We start from the raw sequence: 25,052 nt of genomic DNA on the forward strand, positions 1-25,052 counted from the left end.
CCCCCCCCCCCCGGCCCCCCAGCTTATACCTTGTTTGCTCACCCCCCCCCCCCCCCCGCCGCGGGCGCCGCCCCGCCCCCCCCCCCCCCCCCCCACGACGATGGCAGCGCCGACTGGACCACCACTGACCGACGAGTGACCGGCCACTGGCACGACGGACGGTCGGCTGCGCCGGCTGCGGGAGCCCCGCTGCTCCGCTCGCCGCCCGGGGCGGGGGTCAGGCAGGTGGCAGGAGACCCTCTTCCTGGGCGACGTGGGAGCAGGCCATGGCCGCAGCCGTCATACCGAGCCGGTCGAGCACCTCGATGGACTCCAGCAGGATCCGGGCGTCGGCGTCCGCCATGGCATTCCCGCAGCGGTCGCGTTCGGCCAGGTCCTCGGCGGCCGTGGCGGTGCGCAGCTCTGTGACGCGGGCGGCCAGAGTGTCGCGGCTGACCTCCATGGCGACGATGCCGCGTACCGCGCGGGCGATGTCCTCATCACTCAAGTCGTTCATGCCCTCCCAGACGGTTCCCGACTGCCCCTCGTCACACCGCAGCCCCGCCTGTGAGGCAGAACACGGCGATCCCGCGCGTGTCCCTCTTCGACCGCTCCCCCACCATGCCCCTCGCCGAACCGCTCGACGCACCGGCCCCGCTGCCGTCCGTCGTCAGCAACAGCACGCGTACCCTCCCGGTGCCGCTGCGGCCGCACCGAGCGCGGGAAACCCCTTCCACTTGGCGGGTTTGGGGATTGCGGGTGGCATGGGCACGGCCAAAACTGAGGTGCGGATGCTCCTGGGACTGCTGCCGAGGCGGGGAAGGAACTGTCCCATGCGACTGGGCCTCATCGGCGCGGGGCGGATCGCAGGCTTCTACGCGTGCGTGCTGAACGCCCTCGACGGTGTGGAGAGCGTGACGGTCGCCGCGGCCCATGCGCACAGCGCACGCCGCCTCGCACGGAACACCGGAACCGTTCCGGCCCGGAGCGTCGACCCTGGAGTGCGGAGCCGTCGCGGTGTGCACGGCCACCCGCCACAACGGCGCCGGGTACGACGTCCGCCTGGAGGCGTGCGGGGCGAAGGGGGCGTTGGCGGCGGGCCTCGACGAGCGCGGTCCGCTGCCGTCGGCGGACGGCCGGCGGGCGCCGACGGGGCCCGTGTATGCGGATCTCCTGGACCGGTTCGCCCACGCGTTCCGCGCGGAGCTGCGCTTCTTCCTGCGGGTCGCCGCGGGGAAGGCTGCCAGCCCCTGCACCGGAGAGGACGCCCTGGCCGCGCTGCGCGTGGCAGAGGCGGCCGAGCGGTCCCTGCGGGAGAGGAGAGCCGTGCGCGTGGAGCGAGCCGATGCGGCGGTTGGCCAGGTAGCTGGATGGAAGCCGGTCATCCGGGCGGAAGAGCGGAAGACGAGGAAGACGCGGAAGACGGGAAACGAGAGGGCGAGGGCTCGGACATGTCCCCACAGCGGGTGCTCCTGATCAGCCCCAAGACGTCGTTCGGGCGCAATCTGCAGCGGACCTACGCGGGTGGGCTCGGCACGGCCAACATGGACGAGCACACCTTCCTGCCGCCCCTGGACCTGCTGCGTCTCGCCGGGGTCCTGCGGGCGGACGGGTTCGTCCCCGTGGTCGTGGACGAGGAAGTGACCGGTCCCGCCGACCCCCGCGCGGGCGACTCGGTGATCTGCCACGTGTCGCTGGCGAGCATGCGCGAGGACGTGGCCCGCCTGGCGGAGTTCGTTCACGCAGGGGCGCGCTGCTACGCGTACACCAGCATCCGCCGTCTGGACCAGTGGCAGGAGATCCTCGGCCTGAGCGGGTGCCACGGGGTGCTGCTGCCCGAGGCGGTGTCCGCCGCGGGACGGATTCTGGCCGGAGCGGCGGAGGGGCCCGGATGCGTCACCACCGAAACCGCCGCCGACGCACGGCTGTTGACCCACGCCTTCACGGACCTGAGTGCGGAGCCTCTCCCCGCGCGTGACCTGATCGACCACCGGGACTACGCCTTCCCGGCCCTCGACGGCCACCGGATCACCACCATGAACGCGAGTTTCGGCTGCCCCTACCCCTGCGGCTTCTACTGCCCCTATCCGCTGGGCGAGGGCAGGAGCATCCGTACGTATCCGGTGGAGAGGATCGCCGAGGAGTTCGAGCAGTGCGCGAAGCTCGGCATCACGGCCGTGGTCTTCAGGGACCCCGTGTTCACCTTCCACCGGCAGCGCACGGTGGAGCTGTGCGAGGCGATCCAGCGCACGGGAACAGGCCTCAAATGGTGGTGCGAGACACGCATCGACCGTCTGGACGAGGAACTCATCCGGACCATGGTGGAGGCCGGATGCGTGGGCGTGGAAGTCGGCGTGGAGAGCGGCGACACCCGCATGCAGGCCGAAGCCGTACGCAAGCGGCTGAGCCTCACCACCGTACGGGCCTTCCTGGACACCGCGCGCGAGTGCGGCCTGCGCATCTTCTTCCTGCTCCTGCTCGGCCTGCCCGGCGAGAACCGCCACTCGATCGCCAACACCCTCCGGTTCGTCATGGAGTTGGGGCTCGACTCCACCGAGTTCAACGTGGGCGTCATCACGCCGTATCCGGGAACCGCACTGCACGAACTCGCCCTGGAGCGCGGCTGGATCTCGGGGGACCAGGCGCACTTCACCAGCTACAACGCGGTCATGGGGACCGAGGACCTGAGCGAAGAGGAGCTCACCCAGGCCCAGCACCTCGTCGCCGAACTGCACCGGATCAACGGCGGGCAGGCCCCGGCCGCGGCACTGGCCGCGTACACGGAGAGGATCAACAGGTGGGCCGATGCGCTCTGATCACCGGTGCCAACCGCGGCCTCGGGCAGCGCACCGCCGAGCTCCTCGCCGACCAGGGGTGGCGGGTCCTGGTGGGGGCCAGGCGGCGGGCTGCGGGTGAAGAGACCGCGCGGGCGCTGCGGGCCCGGGGAGGTGACGCCACCCACGTGGCCATCGACGTGGCGGACCCCGACAGCATCGGCACGGCGGCCCGCACGGTCCGGGAGATGACGGAGGGCCTGGACGCCCTCGTCAACAACGCCGGCGTCTTCCTCCCCGCTGACCTGCACTTCTCCCAGGTCGACGCCGAGGTCTGCGCCAGGACGCTGCGCGTCAACGCGATCGGGCCGCTGCTGGTGACTCAGGCGTTCCGGCCGCTCCTGCGCGCGGCGGGCGCGGCGTGCGTCGTGAACGTCAGCAGCTCGGACGCCAGACCGGAACGAGCCACCGGAGAACACCTCGGCTACCGGATGTCCAAGGCGGCCCTGAACACCCTGACCGCGAACCTGGCGGTGGCCCTGCGAGCGGAGAACATCCTGGTGAACGCCGTCGAACCGGGCTGGATCCCCACCGACATGGGAGGACCCGACGCTCCCGACGACCTCGACGAGGCGGCACGGCTCGTCGCCCGGGCGGCGCGGCTCCACGCGGCCGCCGCCGATGCCCCCACCGGACGCGTGTTCCGCGTGGGCGACCTGGAGGGGTGCTGAGTGCCTGTCCCGGGTCCGCGGTCGCTCCGTGTGCTGCGTCTCACCCCCTACTACTTCCTGCCGGAGCGCCGACTGACCGACACGGAGATGCAGTTCGAGCCCGTCGGAGGCATGCAGATACAGATCACCATGCTCACGGAGGCGATGGACGCGCGCGGAGTGGAACAGACCGTACTCCTGCCCGCCCGCTGCCGGCTGTACGGCACACAGCGCCGAGGCCGGGACATCAGGCTGCGCTTCCTCCCCGTGCCTTCCCTCGGCCTTCGCACCAAGGGCAAGGGCCGTCTCGGTCTGCTCCCCGGCTGGGCGGCGGCGGCCGGCTGCTGGCTCGCGCTGCGCCGGCTGCGCCCGGGGCGCGGCGCGAGCGGCTGCGACCTGGTCCATGTGCACTGCAGCGAACTGCCCTGGTCCTGGCTCGCGGCCCTGGCGGCGAAGTGCCTGGCACGCCGCCCCACCCTGCTGACCGTGCACTGCAGCGCGATCGGCACCTGGCAGCGACCCGCGCGCGCCCACGCCCGACTGCTGCGCGCGTGGGCCATGCGGTGCGAGGCCGCCGCGGTACGCCGCGCGGACGCGGTGATCGTACTCACGGACCGGCTGCGCCGGACCTATCTGGGACAGCGGCTCTGCGCGGAGGACCGGATCGTGGTGATCCCGGACGTGGTCGACAGCCGATTCAGACCCACCCGCCCGCCCGCTCCCCCGGTCGGCGGGAGCCCGAACGGCGATCCTCTGCGCGTTCTGTACGCCGGCAGGTTCGCCCCCGAGAAGGGCTGGCGCTGTGTCGTCGAGGCCGCGCGCCGGCTCCGTACCTCCGCGGCGGAACATCCCTCCAGCCCCTCCGCCCCCTCCGTCCCCTCCGTCGAGTTCGAGCTGTACGGAGACGGGAACGAGCGCGCGCAGTGCCTGGCCCTCGTCCGGCGCTGGTCGCTGCGGCAGTGGGTGAAGGTGCCCGGCTTCGTGGACCGCGACACCATGGCCGACACGATGGCCCGGGCGGACGTCGTGGTCGTCCCTTCGCTCCACGAGGAGCTGGGCGGAACGCTCCTGGAGGCCCTCAGCCTGGGCAAGCCCGTCGTGGCCAGTGCGGTGGGCGGGGTGCCCGAGGTGCTCGACCACGGAAGGGCCGGAATCCTGGTGCCCCCCGGGGACGCCGACGCCCTGGCGTCCGCGCTCCTGCGGCTCGCGGCCCGCCCGTGCACCCGCCAGGCCCTGGGCGAGCAGGCCCTGGCCAGAGCGGCCGCCTACGCGACGGAGCGCAGCACCCGCCGTCTGCACGCCCTCTACCGGAGCCTGGTAAGGAGCCTGTGACGGCCATCGTGCCCCGGCCGCCGCGCGGAGTGCTGGTGCGGCTGTACGCGTTCGCCGGACTGAACGAGTTCACCCCCGTCCTCACGCTCTATCCCCTGCTCTTCACCGACCACGGACTGACGTCCGGCGACGTCTCGGCCCTCTTCGCGGTGTGGTCGGTCACCGGACTCGTACTGGAAGTCCCGTCCGGTGTGTGGGCCGACCACGTCCCGCGTCCCTGGCTGCTCGCTCTCGGCCAGCTGCTGCGCGCGGTCGGCTTCTGCGCGTGGGGCCTGGTTCCCGGACATCCGTCCTTCGCGGCCGGGATCGTGCTGTGGGCGGCCTGCGACGCGCTGACATCCGGCACCTGGGAAGCGTGGGTCTACGACGAACTCGCCGAACACCGGTCACTGCACCTCTATCCACGGCTCATCGGACGGGCCCGGGCGGTGGGGCTCCTGGCCACCGTGACGGGAGCGGCGGTGGCGGCCCCCCTGTACTCCCTGGGGCACTACGCCCTGGTGGGCTGCTGCTCGGCGGCGGCCTGCCTCGCCGCTGCCGGGGCGGCCCTGTCACTGCCGCGCACGGCACGCGTCACCGTCCCCCTCGGCCCCGTCGCCGAGCCCGGCTCCCGGCACGCCCCCACGCGGACGCTGCGGGCCGGGCTCCGCAGCATCGGCGACTCGCCCGTGCTGCGCCACGCCGTCCTGCTCGCCGCCGTCCTGCAAGGCGTGTGGGCGGTCGAGGAGTACATGCCGCTCCTGTTCCGCGCCCATGGCTCCGCCACGTACGAAGTCCCCCTGCTCATCGTTGTGTTGTCGGTGGGCAAGGCGGTCGGCGGCTGGCTGGTGGACCCGCTGCGCGATGTCCGGCCGACGCACCTGGCAGCTCTGCTGGCCGCGGCGTCCGTACTGCTCTGCGGAGGAGCGCTGACCGACCACGCGGTCGGCGTGGTTCCCATGGCCGTGTGTTTCGCCGTCCTGCAGTGCGCGACCCTGCTGGCGCAGGTGAGGCTCCAGCCCCTCGTGCCCGACCGGGTACGGGCGACGGTCCCGTCCATCTCCCGGCTGGGCGGCCAGGCCACCGCCATCGTCCTGTACGCCTCCTGGGCCGTGGGCGCGCGGTGGCTCCCGCCCGCGCCTCTGGCGGCACTGTTCGGCGCGGTCCTCCTGCTCATCGCCGCCATAACACCCCGCCTGCTGCCTTCCGACCCTGCCGGGCGGGTCCGCGCGGCCCCTCGGTGACCTCAATGAGCGGGCGGCGGCGGCCGTGGGCCGACGGTGTCCGGACTGGCCGACTTCATCGTGCCGATGGGAACCGCTGCGATCGTTTCCGGCCTCGTCGCGTTACACAGGATGCGGAGCAAGGAGGGAGGGAGCCGAACCCTCTTTTACGTGTCCTACCAGTACGTGGCCGGTCCCGTGATGACCCAGCCAGCGTCGGTGGACCTGACCCAGAAGCCCAGTGCCACCTCGATTGTCTGCGCGCAGTAGGTGATCTCGATGTGGACATGGCTGCCGGTGTGGCCCCAGTGGAAGGCCGCGAGCTTCAGTTCGCCGAGCCAGGACAGATCCTGTTCCCACTCGTCGGCAGCAGGGCTTCCGTTCGCCTCGTCTCCCTCGGCGACTGCCTTGACGGACCCGTTCCACAGCGACTTGAGCACATGACGGACCGGGTGGTGATCGATGAGCTGTTCGGCCTCAGGGATCTTCTCGGCTCGGAGCAGGTTGAAGTAGCGGCGAACGACAGCTTCGACGTCCGCCTTGGCAGGGTGCTCCGTCCAGATCATCATCGCGCGATGATACGAAGTCGGTGACCGCCTCAGTGCGAACTGGTCAGGCGGAAGTTGAGGACGACTTGGACATGGGCAGCCGGGGTCCGGCCCCGTGGTGGACGGGGGCCGGACGCCGCGGCGCTGCCAGGTCAGATGCCCTTACCGAGAATGCCGATGAAAGGGGCGATGCGGGGGCCGGCGCTGGTCGACGATACCTCCTGCCAGTTGTTGTATACGCGGTGGTCGATGCGCACCGGAGTGATGTCGGAGCGTCCTTGGAGGGTCCGGTGGACCATCACGGACATGGGGTCCCAGGCGTTCTGGAGGTCGGTGCCGAAAGCGCCGAGGTGCGCCGGGTGGTTGGGGTCGGCCGGGTCGTAGCCTCGCGCGATGACGCTGGCGACGCGTTCCTCGATCCAGCCGAAACGGGCGGCCTCGGACGTGGCGCCGATGAAGAAGGCGAGCGCCCGATTCACATCTACGGCGTTCATGTTGTGCTCGTTGGCGGTTTCCAGGGTCGACAGGTGGAACAGGAAGTTGTGCGTCGTGTAGACCTGGTTCCCCCGCCACTCGGCCGGAGCGCTCAGCGTGGCGTAGCGCCCGGTGGAACGCATCACCCTGACCAAGGGAGCGGGCCCGCCGAAGCGGCGAGCGAGGCTCTGCGACAGGTGACTGAAAGAGGTGTCGTCGAAGCGGAAGTGTTGGCCGTGGGAGCTGAAGCCCATCAGGTAGAGGTTGTCGACGTTGAAGTACAGCGCGACGTGGGCCCGGCCGAGGGGGTTCCAGAGCAAGATCCGGATGACGCGCAGGGAGGGGTCGCTTGCCCGTCTTGTCGTGTCGAGGAACCGAGGGTCGCCTTGTGCGCCTGCCATCGGCTGGCTGGTGAGGCCGCGCAGCCCACGCACCAGGCTCTGGTACTGCGACCCCTGCCGGGCGGCGTCCATGGTGCCGCGCGCTTCTTCGTAGCCCGCCATGCGCCAGTCCATGTCGGACCACAGGTTATTGGTGTTCGCGTAGGCGTGCGGTGCGGCCAGGCCCTGCAGCGCCCCCAGGGCGGGGAGTGCCAGCGCCGCAGCGCCGATCCTCGTGAAGGACCGCCGGGACAGTGCTCGTTCGCTCATGAACGCTTCTCTCTGAGTGGTGGAACGGGGACGGCAGGGCGAAGCGGCACATCAGAACCGGCGCTTCCCCCTGGTGCCTGGTGACAGAAATCCGCGGTACGCCGGTCACGCTGCCTCACGCTCGGCGGGCGAACAGGACGTGACACATCACTGAAGGCCTCACGCGTACTCGGGGACGGTTCTGCCTGCCGTGTCCTCGAGTCAACTAGGCCCCGCCGAGGCCCACCAGGCAATTCCACCGGCAGAAGTAGAAGCCGGGTTACTTCTGCCGGTTCCATCCCGCAGACGCCTGTGCGGGCCGGACTCCGCTCCCTCCCACGTGCTCTGCCCGCCGACGCGGTCCCGTCGCGGGATACGTGCACCGTGGGTCAGAGACAGGGCCCCGGGGCCGATGCGGGCGGAAGCGCAGTTCTTCGCCAACCACCCGGACTGCCCCGCCACGCCGGCCGCGTAGACGGACCGGCGCCGGACCGGCGCCTACTCGTCGTCGTACGTGTCGTCGTGCGCGTCGTCGGCGGCCGCGGCCCGCTCGGCGAACCCCGGGACCGCGGTGGGGCCCTGCGGGTCCCGCTCGGCGGCATCGGCGCTGCGCTCGGCGGCGTCGTGGTCCATCTCCCGTGCCAGGGCGCCGAGTCTGGCCTGCGGGCGGGGCTCGGTGCGGGGCGACACGCCTGCGGGTCTCGCGCGTACCGCCCGCTCAGCCTGCCCGGCCGGGGGCGGCGCCCTGGTCGTCGGCGGTCACGTCCGGGTGGACAGTCGCGCCAGTGCCGCGTCGTATCGTGCCTGGAGTTCCGCGTCGGCTGAGACGCGCAGCAGAGCGGCGAGCGCCCGCACCGCGCCGTCGTCGTATCCGGAGGACTCCGCTTCCCGGGCCGCCAGGTCGAGTTGCCTGAGGCCCTCGGTGTGGTTGCCAAGCCCCAGCAGTGCCTCTCCTTTCACCATGAGCAGCAGGATCCGGGGGATGTCGGTCGTGCCCGGGCGGTGGAGAGCCAGGGCCTGGGTTGCGGTGTCGAGGGCCTGGTGCCATTGGCCGGCGTCGGCCCAGTGGCGGGCGAGGTGCTGCAGGGCCAGTTTCTCGAGGGTTCGGTCACCGGCCTGGCGCGCCAGCTCCAGTGCCCGTCGGCATCCTTGCGCCGCCTCCTCCAGGCTGCCGAGCGCCGCTTGTGCCATGGCCAGCACGATCAGGGCGTTCGCCTCGGCCACCGCGTCACCTGTCCGGGAGGCGAGTGCGCGGGCGGCCTGCAAGTGGGTGAGCGCCTCCGGGACGCGCCCTTCCTCGATCAGGATCCAGCCGAGCACGTTGATTATTCGTGACTCGCCGTGCTGGTCGGCATCGGCCCGGGCGGCTTCGAGCGCGGTCTCGAGGGGCGGGGCCCAGCCGTCGCGCACGCGCCACACGATCAGCGGCCACAGCGTCAGGGCGATCCGCCAGGTCCGCTCGTGCAGTGCGGCGGCGTGCGCCGCGGCCACCGCCAGGATCAGGTCGTCCCTCTCGGCCGCGTACCAGGCCACGGCGGCGGGCCGGTCGTTGAACTCCCGTACGGCCACGGGCGGCAGGTAGTCCTTGGGCAGCGGGAAGCAGTCCTCGTTGCCGGGCTCGGCCGCGGCCACCGCCGAGATGCCGGTGGCGATGTAGTGGTCGAGCACGCGCTTGAGCGCATCGGGCCCGGCGTCCAGGCTCCGTGCGTAGAGCCGCACCAGGTCGTGCATCGTCCAGCGGCCGGGCGCCGTCTGGGTGACGAGGTGTGCGACGGCCAGCCGCTCCAGACAGGCCTCGGCGGCCGCCGGGTCGGTGTCCGCCAGGGCCGCCGCGGCATACCGGTCGACGTGCGTGCCGGGGTGGCAGCCCAGCTGGGCGAACAGGCGGCGTACGCGCTCAGGGAGTTGGTGCAGCGTCACCCGCAGCGCCGCTCGTACGCCGGTGTCCTCCACGTCCAGCAGGCTCAGCCGGCGGGTCTCGTCGGACAGCTCGGCGGCCAACGCAGCCAGCGACCAGCCGGGCTGCTGCGCCAGCCGGGCGGCCGCCACCCGCAGCGCCAGGGGCAGTCCGCCGCACAGTTCGGCCAGCCGCCGCGCGGCTTCCGGCTCCGCGTCCACCCGTTCCGAGCCCAGTACGCCCGCGAGGAGCATGGTGGCGTCCCTGGTCCCGAGCACGTCCACGGCGACGGACCGGGCGGTGTCGGTGACGATCAGCCCCGCCAGCCGGTGTCTGCTGGTGACGACGGTGACGCAGCGGCGCCCGCCCGGCAGGAGCGGCCTGACCTGCTCGGAGTCCCGCGCGTTGTCGAGCACCACGAGGAGTCGGCGGTCAGCGGCGAGCGACCGGAACAACGCGGCCGCGCCGTTCACCGACTTCGGTATCCGCTCATGCGGGACGCCCAGCGCCAGCAGGAACTCGCGCAGCACCTCCACGAGAGCCGGCTCGCCCTGATCGCCGAAGCCGCGCAGGTCGGCGTAGAGCAGCCCGCCGGGGAACGCGGCACGGTTCTGGTGCGCCCAGTGCAGCACGAGCGCGGTCTTGCCGACCCCGGCGGGACCGACGACCAGACAGACCGGCGCCTGACTTTCGGCGGCCCGGGACACAGCGGCCAGCTCCGCCGCCCGCCCGTGAAAGCCGCGCGGCGCGCGCGGCAGCAGATCGGGCACACCCGCGGGCGCCGCGGTATCCGGCACTGCGACAGGCGGCAGAACTCGCGCCGTGGAGGCTCGGCGGGGCCGACCCAGCCTCGCCAGGCGCTCCAGCTCCCCCGCGTCCTGCGGACTCAGACGCAGGGCCGTGGCCAGGGCGGACACGGTCCGGCGCTGCGGGCCCCGCGAACGTCCACGCTCCAGGTACGACAGGGCCCGCACACTGATCCCCGCCGTCTGCGCCAGCTCCTCCTGCGTGAGCCCGGCGCTCTGGCGCAGGCTGTGCAGAAGCACACCGAAGTCGCCGTCAGCCGGTATTCCCGTGCCCATGCTCCAAGCCCCCACAACGCCAGGGCTCACCGGATGCGCAACCCCACCCGCAAAAGTATGCAGCACCCTACTTTTGCAAGTAGAAGTGCGTGCAGCGTCCAGGTTCCGTTGGGATGCCCCAAGGGCGCACGAACGCGGGGCCGGCTCCACCCGGCCACCCACATGACGACCGGCGCGGCCCGGGCGGCGGGCAGTTGCGCTGCCGCGGCTTCGGCACGGGCCTTCGCCGCCGCCTGCCGGGTGCGGCCCTGTTCCCACTCGGCCTCGCGGGCCCACGCCCTGGCCGTCACATCCTGGTGGAGCCGCTGGATCGTCAACTGCGGGCTACTCAGGGCGATCTAGGTACGCGCGCCCAAGCGGAGCGCGCTGCCCGCTGCCTAGCATCCGCGGCATGAGTTCCGTCGATCAGATGACCGGGCAGAGTGAACAGGCGAAGGCGCGGCAGCGGTCGCAGGGCAGGGTGTCGCTGTGGCTGGGGACCGCCGCCACAGCGATGTTGGTGTGCCCCTTGCTGCCTGCCCCGGTCCCGACGTGGGTCCGCTTCCTTCCCGTGTACTTCATCGTGCCGTTGGGGATCGCTGCGATCGTCTCCGGCCTCGTCGCGCTGCGCAGGATGCGGAACAAGGAGGGGGCCGATCCCTTCTGGGCGCGGGCGGGTATCGCGTTCGGCACGGTGGCTGTCGTGCTGCCACTGGCTGTACTCGTCTGGGCCCTCTGGGCACTGAGCCAGACCTACGACTAGGTTCTGTCTCCCTGGTCAGCATCTGCAGGCATCCGCGTTGAAGCCGGGTGGGCGTCCGCCTCGGCGTCCCCGCCGCAGAGGGTGAGCGATCTGGTCGGACGGCTGGGGATGACCGCGCGGATCCGCCGGAGGCGCAGGTGGCTGCGGATCGCGCGGGATGAGTAGGCGCGGTCGGCTTCGCCCTTCGGCCCCCTTTCCGAGGGCTCCACCATCGTGCTGGTGGGCCCGCACGATGGTGAAATGCGATGGCCTCGAGCGTGCGGCGGTGGTCGGCCCACCGCCGTCCGCGGACCGGACCAGTTGGCATCAGCGGCTCGATCCGGCCCCACATCGCATCAGTGATCATCAATGGGCAGGCACACCCATCGACTGATGAGCTCACCAAAGAGACACGCTCCAGTCCGGTCGCCCCGAGCAGCCACCCGGCCGAGTCCTCCGCTGAGGTGAGGCGCAAGGCGACAGCCAGGGTGACGCGCCACATGCACCAGAGTGGGCAGAATCGTTCGCGTGAACGCACACCAGCCACCGGAGACCACCCCCGACGGGCACCACGTCATCATCGGCGGAAGAAAGTGGCGGGCAACCGACCCGTCGATCCCCGAGGAGATCGCAGCGCGTCTCCGGCATCACCTCATGTCGGCTCGTCGGGCGGTGCGCTCGGCGACGACCGCGGGCGACGCGACCGCCGAGAAGGCAGCTCGTGCACGCGTGCACCAGGCAAAGGTCGCGCTGGGCGAACGCGGCACCCCGTGGTGGGACCAGCCCGACAAGGAGCGCCAACGACGCTGGGAGCAGGGGCTTGCGCGCCTCGATTCCGAGGCGCAGAGCTAAGGCAATCTCGTGGACCGACGTGCACGTACGGCGCCCCCAGCACGTGGGCGTCCGGCCGGACGGCGCGCAGCAGGACGAGCGCCTCGTGCGCGGCCGTCCCGGGTGAGCCTCCAGAGGCCAGGACGTCGTAGACCAGGTCCGTCGCCTGGGGCGCGCGGGTGTCGCTCACCGGCCGGAGAGTAGCGACCGCATAGCAGAACCCTACGGTCTGCAAGGCACCGGCGACGTGAGCCGCTTCGTCGGCGAGGCCGGGGGCTCCGAGGCCGGTCTCACACGCCGAAAGGACCGTCTGCTAGTCGGCCGGCAGCAGGTGCTCCGCGCGGCCGGGCAGCGGCCGTTCGTTGACGCGCCGGGCCGTACGGCGACTTCGGTGACCGCGCCGAACGGGAACAGGTCAGGATCGCGGGCGTCGGTGACCTCGAGCGCGGCCACGGCGTCGGGGTGGCTGCGGGTGGCTGCTCAGGGCGAGTTTGTGCCAGCCGGACTTGAGTTGCTCGCGGTCCTCGTCGCACGGGAGCGGGTGAGGCCTGGTGTCGGACACTGTGCCGACGACGACCGAATTGGGTGTCTCGCCGTATCTTTCCTTGCAGAGGATGTTGGTGTCGGACGGACTGTCGACACCGGCGGTCCAGCGGATCCTCCAGGCCCGCAGCAGCACGCCCGCGACCTCGGCATGGACGCCGGGCAAGAAGACGGGCACGGCGCGTCGGGAACTCGCGCGGTGGCATGCCCCGTACGAATTGAGTTCTCAGGAGGTGCAACGCAGTGTCAGACGGTGCCCGGCGGGTTCACCACATCATGCGGCCCGTGGTGCGGGAGACGTATGGTCCGGCCGATCTGAGCGGTGATCGGGTCTTCGCCGGGGGGTTCATCAACTTCGGGTACTGGAAAGCCATGGACCTTGGCCTGCCGCTCAGTGAGGTGGATCGGATCCGCAGCCAGGAGGACCTCTATCGGTTCGTCCTGGACGCCGCCGGGCTGTCACGAGGGGCGAAGGTTGTGGAAGTTGGCTGCGGGCTGGGCATGGGATGCGTGGTGATGTTGCGGGGGTACGGCTGTTCCACGGTCACCGGTATCGACATTCATCCCCTGCAGCTGCGGCGGGCGCGCAGCGCGCATGCCGACCTGCTTCGGGAGGAGCCGGCACGGCTGCGGTTCGTCCAGGGGGCCGCGGACGGCATGCCTTTGGACGACGGTGAGTTCGACGCTGTCATCAGCGTGGAGGCTGCTCAGCACTTCCCGGACTTCGGCGCCTTCGCTGCAGAGACGTGGAGGGTGCTGCGACCCGGTGGCCGGGTGGCCGTCGCCAGCTTCTTCACCGTGGACGACGCGCCTGGCCGGCCCGGGGAACTAGCACGGCTGCTGGATACCTACGCGAGTGGCCTGGACATCGCACGGCCGGTGCAGGCGCTCGCAGACGTGTTCATGGAGGCCGGGTTCACCAGCGTGCGCGTCGAGTCGATCGGGCCGCACGTCTGGCCGGGGTGGGACCGCTGGCTCAGCCAGTGGTGGGCCCCGGAGACCTGGCCGCGGAACTTCCTGCGTGCCTACGAGCAACGGATCCTTGACTACTACCTCATCACGGCAGGTCGGCCCGGGTAGACGCCGAGGCCGGAACACGCTCTGCCCCCGCCGGGAACCACCCGGAGCTGATGTCCTGCGGCAGCCCGCGCCGCGCTTCGGCCGGTGTCGGCAGATCTGCGCCGCGCACCGCCTATCGTTCAGGCGGCGTGATGAGGGCTGGTCCATGTGGTGACGGCGGTGGCCGTAACTTCCGGTTCTGTGCCCGCATGAGCAGCATGAGCGACGTATCCGTCGGGACGGATCAGTGCCGCGGCAAGACCGGACCAGGCTCCTGGCCGGGGCCGGGCGGACGTCACGTGGACGCGTGGCCCGGCAAGCGCGGAAAACTCCGCAGCCGAGGTGAAGTCGGCCAGCAGGTACCGGTCGGGGCGCAGCATGCGCAGGAGCGATCCCTCACGCACGGCCAGATCGGGCGCTCTGGTGCCGGTCAGGGGGTGGCCGGCTTCGGCGCGCTCAGCGGTCCCGTAGGCCACAGTCAGACCTGAGAGCCAGCCTGCCAGGCGCTCGTGGGTGGGCGTGTCCTGTGTGAGGAGGTCGCAGAACATCGCGCGTAGTGCTTCGCCGCCGTGGGTGAAGGTGTGCATCAGGGCGCCCTGGCCGAGGGTGTCGGTGGTGAGCTGCTCGGCCACCGGCCGGCGTTCGCGGGTGTAGCTGTGGTCGCCGTTCACCAGGGAGGGGCGGGCCCAGCCCTGGAGTTCAGCGGCCAGTTTCCAGGCCAGGTTGGCGGCGTCCTGGAGGCCGACGTTAAGGCCCTGGCCGCCGGCCGGCAGTTGGGTGTGGGCTGCGTCACCGGCCAACAGGATTCGACCGGTCCGGTAACGGTCGGCGTGCCGGTTCTCGTCTGTGGTGCGCGAAAGCCAGCGCGCGTGACGGATGTCGAGGGTATGGCCGGTGATCCGGTGGATGGTGTCCCGCAGGACAGGGAGGGTGAGCGGTTGCTTGTGCCGGTGGCGGGCTTGCTGGGGCGTCAGCTGTGTGTCGGTGACTTCGGCGCCGAAGACGCGGTTGAGGCCATCTGGTAGCGGCAGCACGCTGAGCAGACCGGTCCGCCGGTTCCAGTAGTGGGATGCGGTGGGCCGGGGGTCGGCCAGGACCACGTCGGCGACGAACGGCACCGCACTGGGCGCAGAGCCCGGGAAGGCGATGCCTGCATGGCGGCGCACGAGGCTATGGGCGCCGTCCGCACCGATCAGGTACCCGGCTTCATGCACCGTGCGTCCGGTGCTCACCCGTACCGCTGCGGTGTCCTGCTCAAGTGCGGTCACCGGCGTGTTGTGGTGGACGCGCACGCCACGGTGGTCGAGGTGGTCGGCGAGCACCTTTTCCGTGCGGGTCTGCGGCACCATCAGCACGAACGGGTAAGGGGTGTCGAGGCAGGAGTAGTCGAGCGTTTGCGGCAGCGCGGCGAAGTGCGCACGCGGCAAGGGAGTTCCGTAGGACCGCAGGATGTCGGCGATCCGCTGTCCGCCGGTGGTGCGCAGCACGGTGAGCACCTCCAGGGTACGCGGATGCACGGTGATCGCTTTCGCGTTCCGGCTCGGTCCGGCGCTGCGCTCGAACACTTCCACCGACACGCCGGCCGCGTCCAGCAGCGCGGCTGCCAGCAGTCCGACCGGGCCGGCCCCGGCGACGATCACCTGCGGCACCGGTCAGCTCACCGCTTGCTCGGGCGCAGCAGGGTCACACCGATGATCAGGCCCGCGATGGACACCATGTGCGTCCGCACCGCCCGCCGATTGGGTACCTGCCGACCGGTGACCACTCCGGCACTCCACATCGCCAGGCAGTGGCCGGCGGAGACCATCGCCATGGCCCGCCACAAGAGCGGGTCTCTGTGCGGTCCTGCCAGCGCGCCGGTGACCAGCACGCCTATGGCCGCAGTGGTGATGAGCGCCTCTCGGGCCATGTGGTACTGGACATGGCCCGCACCCAGCCGGGCCTGCGGCGCCTCGTAGGTGTCGTCGCGCACGTGTCCGGCAGTGTGCCGCACCGACTCCCCTGCGGCGGCCACACCCGCGAGAGTCACTACTGTTCCGATACGCTCGCGTAGCGTCCTCATCACTGCCTTGTCCCTCCGTGCCCCGGATGTGTCGTACCGTCGCCGTCCTGGCTGGCGCTGCTGCGGATGCCGCCCCTTCCGCCTGGCACGCACCCGGCACTCCGCCTGCACGAACACCGCTCAACGACCGCTGCGCTGACGCCCTGGAGCGGCCGCTGCCGGGGATCCAGTCCTCGTCGGGGAGCAGCGCGAACAGACGAACGCCTCGCCCGCCAGCCGGGAACCTCGCAGACCACATGGGCTCGCGAAATGTCACAGGCACAGATTTCATCGGCGGCCCAGGACAGTCACTGAAGACGGCCAGTGTGCTGATCACCCCTGTGGTCGTACGAACCGCGACGTCGTGACCGGGCAGGCGGTCGGCGAGCCGGTCCCGCGCGCGGGTCACCGCACTGCGGGCCCGGTAACGCGTTGCCCGGTCGACCGGCTCGCCCTCCCCGGCCCGCAGGGAGTCCGCCCGGAGCCAGCACAGCTCTCGGAACTCAAGGGCAGCGTCCAGCAGGTCACCGACCCGGTCCGCCACCGTCTGCCGGTACTGCTCGGCACGTGTCCGGCGCTCCGTCCAGCGCTGCGTCACGCCGGCCAGCAAGACACCGGCCGGCGTGCCGACGACAGCGACGATGTTGCCCCACACAACGGCTTCCCCTTCACTGCTGGGCGCGGGTGACCCGCTCGGAGTGAATGCGGTGGGCCTTACGGTCGGGGGGCGACACCGGCGAACCAAGGCGGGAAGGCAGGCGAGTCCCCTCAGTCCAGGCAGGACACGTCGGCCCTCCGCAGGGACGCCCTGTGAGCTGCGCTTACTCAGAGCTCTTCCCGCGCCCGTGCACATCGCGTGCACACGGCGTGGACCGCGACAGCACTCAGCCATCTCGGCTTTGCCCCCTGCGCTCGGCGCGAGGCACCGGGGCAGCCGCCGGAAGACCGGGCGGCGCCGGCATGCCGTACAGCTCCTCGAACGAAGCCGGAGCGTTTTCCCAGTCCACCTCCCACACCAGATAGCCGTAGGTGTCCAGCGTCTCCGACAGGCGCGCATGCCTCATGCGCGCCTGCACCTTGCGCGGCTCGACACCCGAAGCGATGAGCACCGCATCAACGAAATGCCGCAGGTCTCGGAACGTGGCATCGTCCGGTACCGCAATCCCCCTCGCCTGAGCCCTACTTTTTTGCTGTGGTGAACGCGAAAGTCACTGAACTTTGTTGGACAGGTTTGCCATATCTGTTGACGGTGACTAGCTCGGCGTACTCCTCGGAGTATGGAAAATCTTTTCTCCCCCGCTCCCGTAACACAGCGGCCGACATCGGTGACCACCAGCGCGTGGTGTGCTCCTGGTACTTCTCTCAGAGAAACGACCCGACAGGGATCACAGACCTGCTGGCAGACGTTTTCAACGGAACCGCCTGCCCTTTCTGTCGCTGCTCCTCCACCGCTTGCTTGCCGGGGACACCCTCCATGTCCGAGCGACGAACGCCGGCGGCCTCCATGGAACGCAATGCCTCGAATTCGCCGTGAGACGAGGGCTCATACCAGGCGCTAGAGGGTGCCGGAGGCGGAGATGACGATCTTGGCCCTGGGGGTGCCCGAAGACGTGCCGAAGCTCTCGATCTTCCTGACGAGGGCCATGCTCTCCTCGTCCGCGACCTCACCGAAAACGACGTGCTTGCCGTCGAGCCAGCTCGTGACCACCGTGGTGATGAAGAACTGCGAGCCGTTCGAGTCGGGGCCGGAGTTGGCCATCGAGAGCAGGCCCGGCTTGGTGTGCTTGAGCTGGAAGTTCTCGTCGGGGAACTTGGCGCCGTAGATGCTCTTGCCGCCCGTGCCGTCGCCGCGGGTGAAGTCGCCGCCCTGGAGCATGAAGTCGGGGATGATGCGGTGGAAGCCGGAACCTTCGTAACCGAAGCCCTTCTCGCCGGTGGCGAGCGCCCGGAAGTTCTCTGCGGTCTTCGGCACGACATCGTCGAAGAGTTTGAACCTGATGCGCCCTTCGCGCCTGCCGTCGATGGTGATGTCGAAATATACCTGGACTGTCATGGTCCTCATCCTGTCACTTCCTCGGCCAGCAGTCCTGTCGTTCGTCGGCCCCTCGCCCTCCCAGACAGCCAGGTCGTAGCTCACGCGAGGAGACTCTCACGTCACTCCGACAGCCATAAGAAACGACGTCTAACACTGGGATGGCAGCGTCGTTGAACGGTGCGAGCCTCAAGCCGGGCCCTGAGGATATGGTGGCTGTTTCCCCTAGCTGGCCGCAGGCGCTGTCGGGTCCCCTCTGCGGAGCGTCCCGAAGGGGGCCTCGCCCCGCACCGAAACCCTTGAAACAGGATCTTGGCCATGCCGCATCAGCAGGCCATCGTTGCGCGCGCCGCGGGCGCATCATCCCGGCCGGCCGGAACGCCAGCGGCTCCCGAAGGCAAGGGCGGCGTCCACGGCGCCCTACCAGACACAGGCCCGGTTCGCGGGCACCATGCGCGACATCCACGAGACCGTCCGCGCGACCGCGGAGCGCTACGGTGCCCATGGGGTGACGGGCCGGGCAGGTCGAGGGCTGCCTCGGCGAGCATCGCCACCAGCGGACGCCGACCCGAAGCAGGTGCACATCAGGTGACCACAGCTCCCACCGCTCCCGCTGCATACGCCCTCCGTGCCGCCCGGCGCCGCGCCCGGTGCGCGTACACCCGCTCCCGCCCCTGCTGTTCACCCTCCTCGCCGCCACCCGCCGCCGGGCGGTCACCCGGATCGGCGGTGCGGTGCTCGTGCACGGCTCCGGGCCCTACCGGCAGGCCCTCACCCGTATCCCGCTGGACCGCACCGCCGCCGGCACCACCGGGGGCGGTGCGCGAGAACTTGTCCGCAGGCGGCGCCCTGTTCGACCAGGAGGACGCCGGACACTGCACCACCCGGCGCGCCCTCGTCGACAACCTCGGCGCGGCCGGGGTGGAGCGGCTGCGCCCGGTGTGGCGGAACTCCCTCAACCGCCGTCTGGCCCCGCTCGGCGCGGGCCGCGACGTCGACCTCGTACCGCTGGCCCACGACCTGGCCGGGGCCACCGTCCGCGCGCTGCTGGAGACGACCGGCGCCCCGGAGGACATCGCCGCGGCGGCCGCCGCGGCAGCGGCCGCCGCCGTACGCGACCAGATGCCCGGTCCCCGACGGCCGGGCACCGCACGCGTGGTCCCCGACGGCCGGGCACCGCACGCGTGGCCGCCGCCGCGACTGCGCGGCTGGAAGTGCTGCTCTCCCCTGCCTCTGGCAGGGCCAGTGAGCCAGCTCTGCGGGCCATGCTCGCGGTCGCCGCCGTCAACGTCGCCATCGCGGCCCTTCCGCGCGCCACCGCCTGGTGCGCCGACGCAGCGGGCGGCTTGGGCACAAGCGGGGGCCTCCGCGAAAGTAGGTGCGATCCTGGATCGCTTCGGTCCTTTCACCTGCTGTCGGGCGGGCGCAGGGCGTGACAGTTCGGGCCGAGCGTCGTTGAGGTCCGGGGAGGGGGGCTGCGTACGTGGGCCTTCGTGGTAGCCGTCTCCTCCGACGGACATGAGGACGGTACGCCGTGGTGACTCCATGAGCGGTGGGCAGACATCGGCTGCGCGGCGAGGCGCGGTCTCTGTGGCGTTGCTCGCTTCAGTTGTGGCTGGTCAGGGGAGTGTGGTCGCTGCTGCGGAAGCCGGTGGCGGGCAAGCGGTGGGCAACGTTTTGCAGGACGGCGGTACGCCCTCGGTGTCTCGCGCGAGGGTCGTTATGCGTGACGGCACGCGTATCGCCGCTACTGTCTACGTTCCGGCCGAGGCGGGACCTCATCCGCTGATCGTCATGCCGGGCGCGTGGGTGACCATGCCGCAAGACGTGCTGCTCGACGGCAAGAAGCAGTTGGCGGACGCCGGCTATGTGGTCGTTGCCTACGACCCCCGCGGGTTCCGCCGCTCCGGCGGAGCGGCCGACATGGCAGGGCCCCGGGACGTGGCGGACGTCTCCGACGTCATCTCGTGGGCGCTGGCGCACACGCCGGCAGACAGGCGCAGGGTCGGGCTGTACGCCTCCTCCTACGGCGCGGCCGTGAGCCTGAACGCGGCCGCACACGACGCCCGGGTCACGGTGGTAGCTGCCCTGTGCCCGTGGACCGACCTCTTCGAGGCGTTCGCGCCCGGCGGTACCCGTGCCGCGCCGATCACCGCTTACCAGCAGGCCATCGGCATGCTCAGCGGGCGGATGAGCCCTGAGACGCGCCGAGCCTTCGAGAACATCGGAAGCGGGAGGGACTTGACCGGGGTGCGGGCCTGGGCGCGCGCACGCTCCGTCCGCACCTTCACGGCCGCGCTCAACGCCCGCCGCACGCCGGTGTTCATGGCCGGTGAATGGAACGATCCGCTGGTGCCGGCCGGGCAGACGGGCAGGCTGCTGGACGAACTGAGCGGCCCCCGGCAACTGTGGATGAACCCCGGCGGCCATGGTGATTCGAGCTCTCGCGAAGCATCCCTGCTGCATCCGGAGACCACCGTCCGCGCACATGCCGCACGGTGGCTCGACCACTTCCTTCTCGGCCGCCCCAACGGCGCGGACCGTCTCGCACCGCTCCTGCTGCGGTCGCGTAACTCCTCGGAGCTGGAGTCCTACCCGAGCTGGAAGGCGATGGAGGGCACCCGCACGGCCGTGCGGGTGCGGCCCCTTCACGAAGGACAGGACCCGCGTCTGCTGGCCGACCTGGACTCGGCCGCGGATTCCGGACCGTTTCCGGTCGCGGGGCTGGCCGACTCTCTCGGCCTGCCTCCCACCACCGCCCTGCCCGTGCTCGCCCCGCCTTTGGCAGCCGTCTGGCGCAGCGACCCCTTCGCCTCTCCGTGGTCGCTGCGCGGATCACCCCGGGTACGGACGCGTGTGACCTCGACCGCGTCCCAAGGCACCTTTGTGGCCTATCTGTATGACGTCGACACCCTGGGTGTGGCCCGGCTGGTGAGCCACGCCCCCTACACGTTCACCGGCACGCGGCCGGGAACCGCGATCGATGTCGACCTGCGGATGCCCGCCTCCGCATGGGACGTGGCGCAGGGACACCGTCTCGCCCTCGTCATCGACGGCGGCGACCACCGCTACACCGGTGACAGCACCCTGGGCACCTCGATGACGTTCTCGGCGGCGGACACCCACCTGAGCGTCCCCGCCCGTACCGGGTGACGAGGGAGGAACCCGGCCGTGCGGAGACGGAAAAGGCGTCGGGCCGTGTCCGCCGGTATGGCCATCACGTTAACGGCATGGCACATCGGTTTCCCCGCGGCGCGGCTGCTGCGGGGCGGAGTCTGGAGCGATGCTCATGCGGGACGTTGTGGTCGGCGGTCAAGGGATCGCACGGCACGTGGCGGTGTTCAACGTGCCGATGCACGGTCATGTGATCCCCACCCTCGCCGTCGTACGGGAACTGGTTGATCGCGGTCACCGGGTGAGCTACGCGGTGACCGCCGAGTTCGCCGACGGCGTCCGGGCGGCGGGCGCGACGCCCGTGCTCTATGACGTACCCCCAGCGGAAGAGGCCCCCGAGGACATGGCCAAAGGGGTCACCCTGGCTGTGGGCGTCAATGTGACGGCACTGCCGCAACTGGAAGAGGCGTTCGCCGACGACGTGCCGGACGTCGTACTGGCCGACGTGTACGCGTGGGCGGGGCCGCTGCTGGCGGCGCGCTGGAAGGTGCCCGCCATCCAGCTGGCACCGACACATATCCCCTACGAGGGCGCGGTTCAGGAGTTCTTCGGTCTGGCGGACATCGCCCAGATTCCCGGCTTCTCCGAACTCGCGGGCGCGCTGGCCCACTACGGGGTGCCTGGCGGCGTCCACTCCCTGACCCTGGCCCCGCCGCGCACCGTCGCCTTCTTCCCCCGCTCCTTCCAGCGGCGGCCGGAGACGGTGCGGGCGGGCGAGGCCCACTGGGTGGGCCCCGCCCTCTCCGAGCGCTCCTTCCAGGGCCACTGGCGCAGGCCGCAGAACGACAAGCCGGTGGTGTACGTGTCGTTGGGCTCCCAGTTCAACCGGCGTCCGGAGTTCTACCGGGCGTGCGTCGAAGCGTTCCACGGCCAGGGCTGGCACGTCGTGATGAGCGTGGGCGCCGAGGTGGCGGCAGCCGGACTGGCCAAGGCAGAAGACGGTTTCGAGGTGCACGCGAGCGTGCCTCAGCTCGATGTCCTGTCCTCAGCCTCGGCCTTCGTCACGCACGGAGGTATGGGCAGCCTGATGGAAGCCTTCTCTCTGGGGGTGCCCGTCGTAGTCGTGCCGCAGATGGCCGAGCAGAAGGTCAACGCCGGCCAGGTTGCAGAACTCGGCGTCGGACGTCACCTCCCACGAGACCAGGCCACTGCCGAAACCCTGCGTAACGCGGTCCAGACAGTCATGGACGACCCGCAGATCGCCACTGCGGTGACCAGGCTCCGCCAGGACATCACCGCGGCCGGTGGAGCCGCAGCCGCGGCCGACATCGTGGAGAAGGCACTCGCAGACACGCCCACGACCGGGCACTGACCCGGCCACCGCATCTGCATCTCGACCCCGGCCGGCAGCCCAAGGCCACCACGCCCTCATCTCCGGCCGACGGCACGTGCACAACCGTCTCGGTCCCTCTGCAGGACCTTCCCCGAGCAGGACATCAATGGAATCCTTCACCACCCGTCGGCACATCAGGATGAGCGACGCCGACATCTACGGCAATGTCCACAACCTGTCGATGATCCGGTACGCCGAGGACACCGCCGTCGAACTGGCACAGATGCTTCAGCAAGAGCACGGCGTCGAGAGCTACTGGGGTGTCGCAGAGATCCAGGCCGGCTTCACCATGCCGCTGCCCTGGACGACAGCCGAAGTCGAGCTGTCTCTGCAAGCCGAGAAGGTCGGCCGGGCCAGCCTGACGCTCCTCACCGAGATCACCTCCGAACACGGCACCCACGCCAGGGTGCGATCGCGCGTCATCCGTTTCGACTCCACCGGCAACCGCGCCGCCATCAGCCCTGAAGAACGCGCCCAGTACTCTCGCTACCTGACACCCGGCAACCAATCCACAGGAGCAGCAACGCCGATCACCGCCGTCAGCAGCCGGTGATGCGGAACCGCGCGGTCACCTGGTGGCGATCTTCAGTGCGGCAGTGTCGTCCTTGGCGCTGTTGATCTTCAGGCCGCTGGTCAATGTGCTTCTTCGCCGCTGCGGGACACTTAGAGGTCCTAACAAAGGCGTTGGATGTGGCGGTGTGTGATGAGGCAGGTGGCGAGACCGAGAACCCGTGCCCGACGCCGTGCCGCTGAGCGACCTGGTTCTCCATCCTCCAGGACCCAGCCGGGCCGGAGCCGCCCTGCACCAGCTCCTGCTCGCGAGTCGGGCATGCACCACGTGCTGGCCACCCAAAGGCTCGGCAAGGCAGCGAGCAGCGCACCCGCCCGCCGCCCTATGTCGTGGGTTCCTTCTGGGGTGAGGAGGAGGGTGGTGGTGGCGGTTTCGGCGAGGACGAGGGCGTCGGCCATCTGAGAGCGGATGAGCAGTCCAGGGGTGGCGCGATGTCCGGTGAGGGTTCCGAGGCGGATCGCGCCAAGGTGCAGGGGAAGGGGGAAGACGGGCGGCTTCGCGCCCCGGCGGGCGGGTCCGGCCGACGCCGGTTCGCCGGTTCGCCGGTGAGCATCCCCCTCACGTCGTCAGCGAGATCCGGTAGATCCGCGCGGAGGACTTCGCGATGCCCGCGCCGGTTAGGCAGCGCTCGACCGCTGCCGTGTACGACGAGGACGGGTTGGACAGAGGTACCTCCCGGGCGCGCAGCCGAAGCGCGCCCCCGGCCCCGAGTTCAGTCACTTGCTCGATACAGGCCGTAATGTTCACAGTAGGGGCTCTACTGCGGTAAATCGGCATTTACCGCAGCATTGGCGCTTGCACGTGTTCTCGATCTAGGCTGCGTCGGTTCGGGCCGCTCCCGGCGGCCCACCCGCGGAGAGGAAAGCCGATGATCGAGCAGGCCTCCACCGACCCGGTCTCGGGATGGCTTCCCGAGCTGGTCCCTGACCCGGATGTGGAGGCGGCCCGTCTCACAGCGGTACGCCGTTACGACATCCTCGACACACCGCCCGACGGCGCGTTCGACCGGGTCGCCGCGCTGGCCGCCCGCCTCTTCGACGTCCCTGTGGCCACGGTCACGATCGTCGACAGCGACCGTATCTGGTTCAAGGCGGCCCACGGCCTCGAAGGCGTCAAGGAGATCGGCCGCGATCCGGGCCTGTGCGGTTCGGCGATTCTGCGCGATGACGCCCTGGTGATCCCCGACACTCTCCGCGACCCGTTGGCGGCGGACAACCCGCTGGTCGCCGGGGAAATGGGCGTGCGCTTCTACGCCGCCGCGCCGATCATCACCCCCGACGGCCACCGGTTGGGCACCGTCAACGTCCTGGACACCAAGCCCCGCTCCATCTCCGAGGACGACATCGCCACCCTGTCCGACCTGGCTGCCATCGTGCTGGACGAGATGGAACTGCGGCTGTCGGCGATGAACGCCCTGCGCGAGGAGCAGGAGCGGCGGGCGGCCGAGAGCCGCCACGCCGAAACCGAGCGGGCACGTGCCGAAGCGGAACGCGCGGCGCGCCAGCAGGCGGAGCAGGACAAGGCCGCCATCGCGGCGTTCGCCTCTACGCTCCAGCGCACCCTGCTGCCCCCGGCGCTGCCCGTGGTGCCCGGCCTGGAACTCGCCTGTCATTACCGCACCGCCTCCGCCCATGACGTCGGCGGTGACTTCTACGACGTGTTCCCCGTCGACGAGAACCGGTGGGCGTTCTTCCTCGGCGACGTGTGCGGCAAGGGCCCCGAGGCAGCGACCGTCACCGCACTGGCCCGCCACACCCTGCGCGCCGCGGCCCAGTTCAATCCGGACCCGGTCACCGTCCTGAACACGCTCAACACCGCCCTGCTCGCCGACGTCACCGCCGGCAGCCGGTTCTGCACCGCCCTCTTCGGCCTCCTGATACCCCAGGGTGACAGCGGCTTCACCGTCACCCTCGCCACCGGCGGCCACCCAGCGGCCTACCACCTGCGCCCCGACGACAGCGGCCCGGTATGGGTCAAGGCGGTACGTCCCAAGGGCGGCATGCTCATCGGCGCCTTCCCCGGAGCTCACTTCGCCCAGAGCACCTTCCGCCTGGCACCCGGAGAGGGCCTGTTCCTCTACACTGACGGGCTGACCGAAGCCCGTACCGCGCAGGGCGCCA

General features: G+C 70.6%; 22 protein-coding genes and 1 pseudogene. 12 read left to right on the forward strand and 11 right to left on the reverse strand.

The genetic code is table 11. The features are described 5' to 3' along the window. Window positions 1–217: 217 nt before the first annotated feature. Complete coding sequence (locus QK440_RS35540) at window positions 218–496, reverse strand: hypothetical protein (protein ID WP_282797390.1); 279 nt, start codon at window positions 494–496, stop codon at window positions 218–220. Window positions 497–912: 416 nt separating this feature from the next. Between QK440_RS35540 and QK440_RS35545 the strand changes: the two genes are divergently transcribed. The 5 genes from QK440_RS35545 to QK440_RS35565 are packed head-to-tail and all read left to right on the forward strand — an operon-like array spanning window position 913 to window position 6,018. Next, window positions 913–1,455 (forward strand): hypothetical protein, encoded by a 543-nt coding sequence (locus tag QK440_RS35545; protein WP_282797391.1) that lies wholly within the window; start codon window positions 913–915, stop codon window positions 1,453–1,455. Next, complete coding sequence (locus QK440_RS35550; RefSeq protein WP_282797392.1) at window positions 1,431–2,795, forward strand: AprD4 family radical SAM diol-dehydratase; 1,365 nt, start codon at window positions 1,431–1,433, stop codon at window positions 2,793–2,795. The genes QK440_RS35545 and QK440_RS35550 overlap by 25 nt, the downstream gene beginning before the upstream one ends. Further along, window positions 2,777–3,484 carry an SDR family NAD(P)-dependent oxidoreductase gene (locus QK440_RS35555; RefSeq protein WP_282797393.1) on the forward strand — a complete coding sequence of 236 codons (708 nt, stop codon included), beginning with the start codon at window positions 2,777–2,779 and terminating at the stop codon, window positions 3,482–3,484. Before QK440_RS35550 ends, QK440_RS35555 begins: the two co-directional genes overlap by 19 nt. 30 nt (window positions 3,485–3,514) lie before the next feature. Further along, window positions 3,515–4,795, forward strand: coding sequence for a glycosyltransferase (locus tag QK440_RS35560; protein ID WP_282797394.1), 1,281 nt, complete (start codon window positions 3,515–3,517; stop codon window positions 4,793–4,795). Next, a complete protein-coding gene (locus QK440_RS35565; protein ID WP_282797395.1) occupies window positions 4,792–6,018 on the forward strand; it encodes an MFS transporter in 1,227 nt (408 codons plus the stop codon). The genes QK440_RS35560 and QK440_RS35565 overlap by 4 nt, the downstream gene beginning before the upstream one ends. Before the next feature lie 155 nt (window positions 6,019–6,173). Here the strand turns inward: QK440_RS35565 and QK440_RS35570 are convergent, their stop codons facing one another. The 4 genes from QK440_RS35570 to QK440_RS35585 all read right to left on the reverse strand — a co-directional run bounded on the left by QK440_RS35570 (window position 6,174) and on the right by QK440_RS35585 (window position 10,627). Next, entirely contained in the window at window positions 6,174–6,566 is a 393-nt protein-coding gene (locus tag QK440_RS35570) for a hypothetical protein (RefSeq protein ID WP_282797396.1), read from the reverse strand. A 131-nt stretch (window positions 6,567–6,697) separates the two neighbouring features. After that, entirely contained in the window at window positions 6,698–7,669 is a 972-nt protein-coding gene (locus tag QK440_RS35575) for a ribosome-inactivating family protein (RefSeq protein WP_282797397.1), read from the reverse strand. 477 nt (window positions 7,670–8,146) lie between these two features. Continuing rightward, window positions 8,147–8,338, reverse strand: coding sequence for a hypothetical protein (locus QK440_RS35580; protein ID WP_282797398.1), 192 nt, complete (start codon window positions 8,336–8,338; stop codon window positions 8,147–8,149). Between the two features lie 69 nt (window positions 8,339–8,407). Next, on the reverse strand, window positions 8,408–10,627 hold the full coding sequence (locus QK440_RS35585; protein ID WP_282797399.1) for a helix-turn-helix domain-containing protein: 2,220 nt from the start codon (window positions 10,625–10,627) through the stop codon (window positions 8,408–8,410). A 391-nt stretch (window positions 10,628–11,018) separates the two neighbouring features. Between QK440_RS35585 and QK440_RS35590 the strand changes: the two genes are divergently transcribed. Then, window positions 11,019–11,369: a hypothetical protein gene (locus tag QK440_RS35590; protein ID WP_282797400.1), complete on the forward strand. Its 351-nt coding sequence runs from the start codon at window positions 11,019–11,021 to the stop codon at window positions 11,367–11,369. 30 nt (window positions 11,370–11,399) lie between these two features. Here QK440_RS35590 and QK440_RS35595 read toward each other — a convergent pair. Next, window positions 11,400–11,545 (reverse strand): annotated as a pseudogene (locus tag QK440_RS35595) (IS5/IS1182 family transposase); the annotation flags it as partial. A gap of 331 nt (window positions 11,546–11,876) precedes the next feature. Here QK440_RS35595 and QK440_RS35600 point away from each other — a divergent pair. Continuing rightward, complete coding sequence (locus tag QK440_RS35600) at window positions 11,877–12,200, forward strand: hypothetical protein (protein WP_282797401.1); 324 nt, start codon at window positions 11,877–11,879, stop codon at window positions 12,198–12,200. A 798-nt stretch (window positions 12,201–12,998) separates the two neighbouring features. After that, window positions 12,999–13,802 (forward strand): class I SAM-dependent methyltransferase, encoded by an 804-nt coding sequence (locus QK440_RS35605; RefSeq protein WP_282797411.1) that lies wholly within the window; start codon window positions 12,999–13,001, stop codon window positions 13,800–13,802. A gap of 119 nt (window positions 13,803–13,921) precedes the next feature. Here QK440_RS35605 and QK440_RS35610 read toward each other — a convergent pair whose 3' ends face one another. The 4 genes from QK440_RS35610 to QK440_RS35625 form a co-directional block, all read right to left on the reverse strand. Next, the gene (locus QK440_RS35610; protein ID WP_282797402.1) at window positions 13,922–15,430 is read right to left on the reverse strand and encodes an FAD-dependent monooxygenase; all 1,509 of its coding nucleotides are present in this window, start codon (window positions 15,428–15,430) and stop codon (window positions 13,922–13,924) included. A gap of 8 nt (window positions 15,431–15,438) precedes the next feature. Continuing rightward, window positions 15,439–15,795, reverse strand: coding sequence for a hypothetical protein (locus QK440_RS35615; protein ID WP_282797403.1), 357 nt, complete (start codon window positions 15,793–15,795; stop codon window positions 15,439–15,441). Between the two features lie 911 nt (window positions 15,796–16,706). Then, window positions 16,707–16,931, reverse strand: a complete 225-nt coding sequence (locus QK440_RS35620; RefSeq protein ID WP_282797404.1) for a hypothetical protein — start codon at window positions 16,929–16,931, stop codon at window positions 16,707–16,709. A gap of 446 nt (window positions 16,932–17,377) precedes the next feature. Then, the gene (locus QK440_RS35625; RefSeq protein ID WP_282797405.1) at window positions 17,378–17,875 is read right to left on the reverse strand and encodes a peptidylprolyl isomerase; all 498 of its coding nucleotides are present in this window, start codon (window positions 17,873–17,875) and stop codon (window positions 17,378–17,380) included. A 1,569-nt stretch (window positions 17,876–19,444) separates the two neighbouring features. Between QK440_RS35625 and QK440_RS35630 the strand changes: the two genes are divergently transcribed. From QK440_RS35630 to QK440_RS35640, 3 genes are all read left to right on the forward strand, one after another. Next, complete coding sequence (locus QK440_RS35630; RefSeq protein ID WP_282797406.1) at window positions 19,445–21,007, forward strand: CocE/NonD family hydrolase; 1,563 nt, start codon at window positions 19,445–19,447, stop codon at window positions 21,005–21,007. A 136-nt stretch (window positions 21,008–21,143) separates the two neighbouring features. Beyond that, window positions 21,144–22,340, forward strand: a complete 1,197-nt coding sequence (locus QK440_RS35635; RefSeq protein ID WP_282797407.1) for a macrolide family glycosyltransferase — start codon at window positions 21,144–21,146, stop codon at window positions 22,338–22,340. A 127-nt stretch (window positions 22,341–22,467) separates the two neighbouring features. Further along, complete coding sequence (locus QK440_RS35640) at window positions 22,468–22,914, forward strand: thioesterase family protein (protein WP_282797408.1); 447 nt, start codon at window positions 22,468–22,470, stop codon at window positions 22,912–22,914. A 576-nt stretch (window positions 22,915–23,490) separates the two neighbouring features. On the opposite strand, the gene QK440_RS35645 is transcribed toward QK440_RS35640, so the two are convergent. Continuing rightward, window positions 23,491–23,652 (reverse strand): hypothetical protein, encoded by a 162-nt coding sequence (locus QK440_RS35645; protein WP_282797409.1) that lies wholly within the window; start codon window positions 23,650–23,652, stop codon window positions 23,491–23,493. Window positions 23,653–23,800: 148 nt separating this feature from the next. Between QK440_RS35645 and QK440_RS35650 the strand changes: the two genes are divergently transcribed. After that, window positions 23,801–25,052 (forward strand): GAF domain-containing SpoIIE family protein phosphatase (locus QK440_RS35650; protein WP_282797410.1); only part of this gene is annotated, 1,252 nt, incomplete at its 3' end.

It is taken from the genome of Streptomyces sp. CC224B, assembly GCF_030010595.1.
GTDB classification, from domain to species: domain Bacteria; phylum Actinomycetota; class Actinomycetes; order Streptomycetales; family Streptomycetaceae; genus Streptomyces; species Streptomyces longispororuber.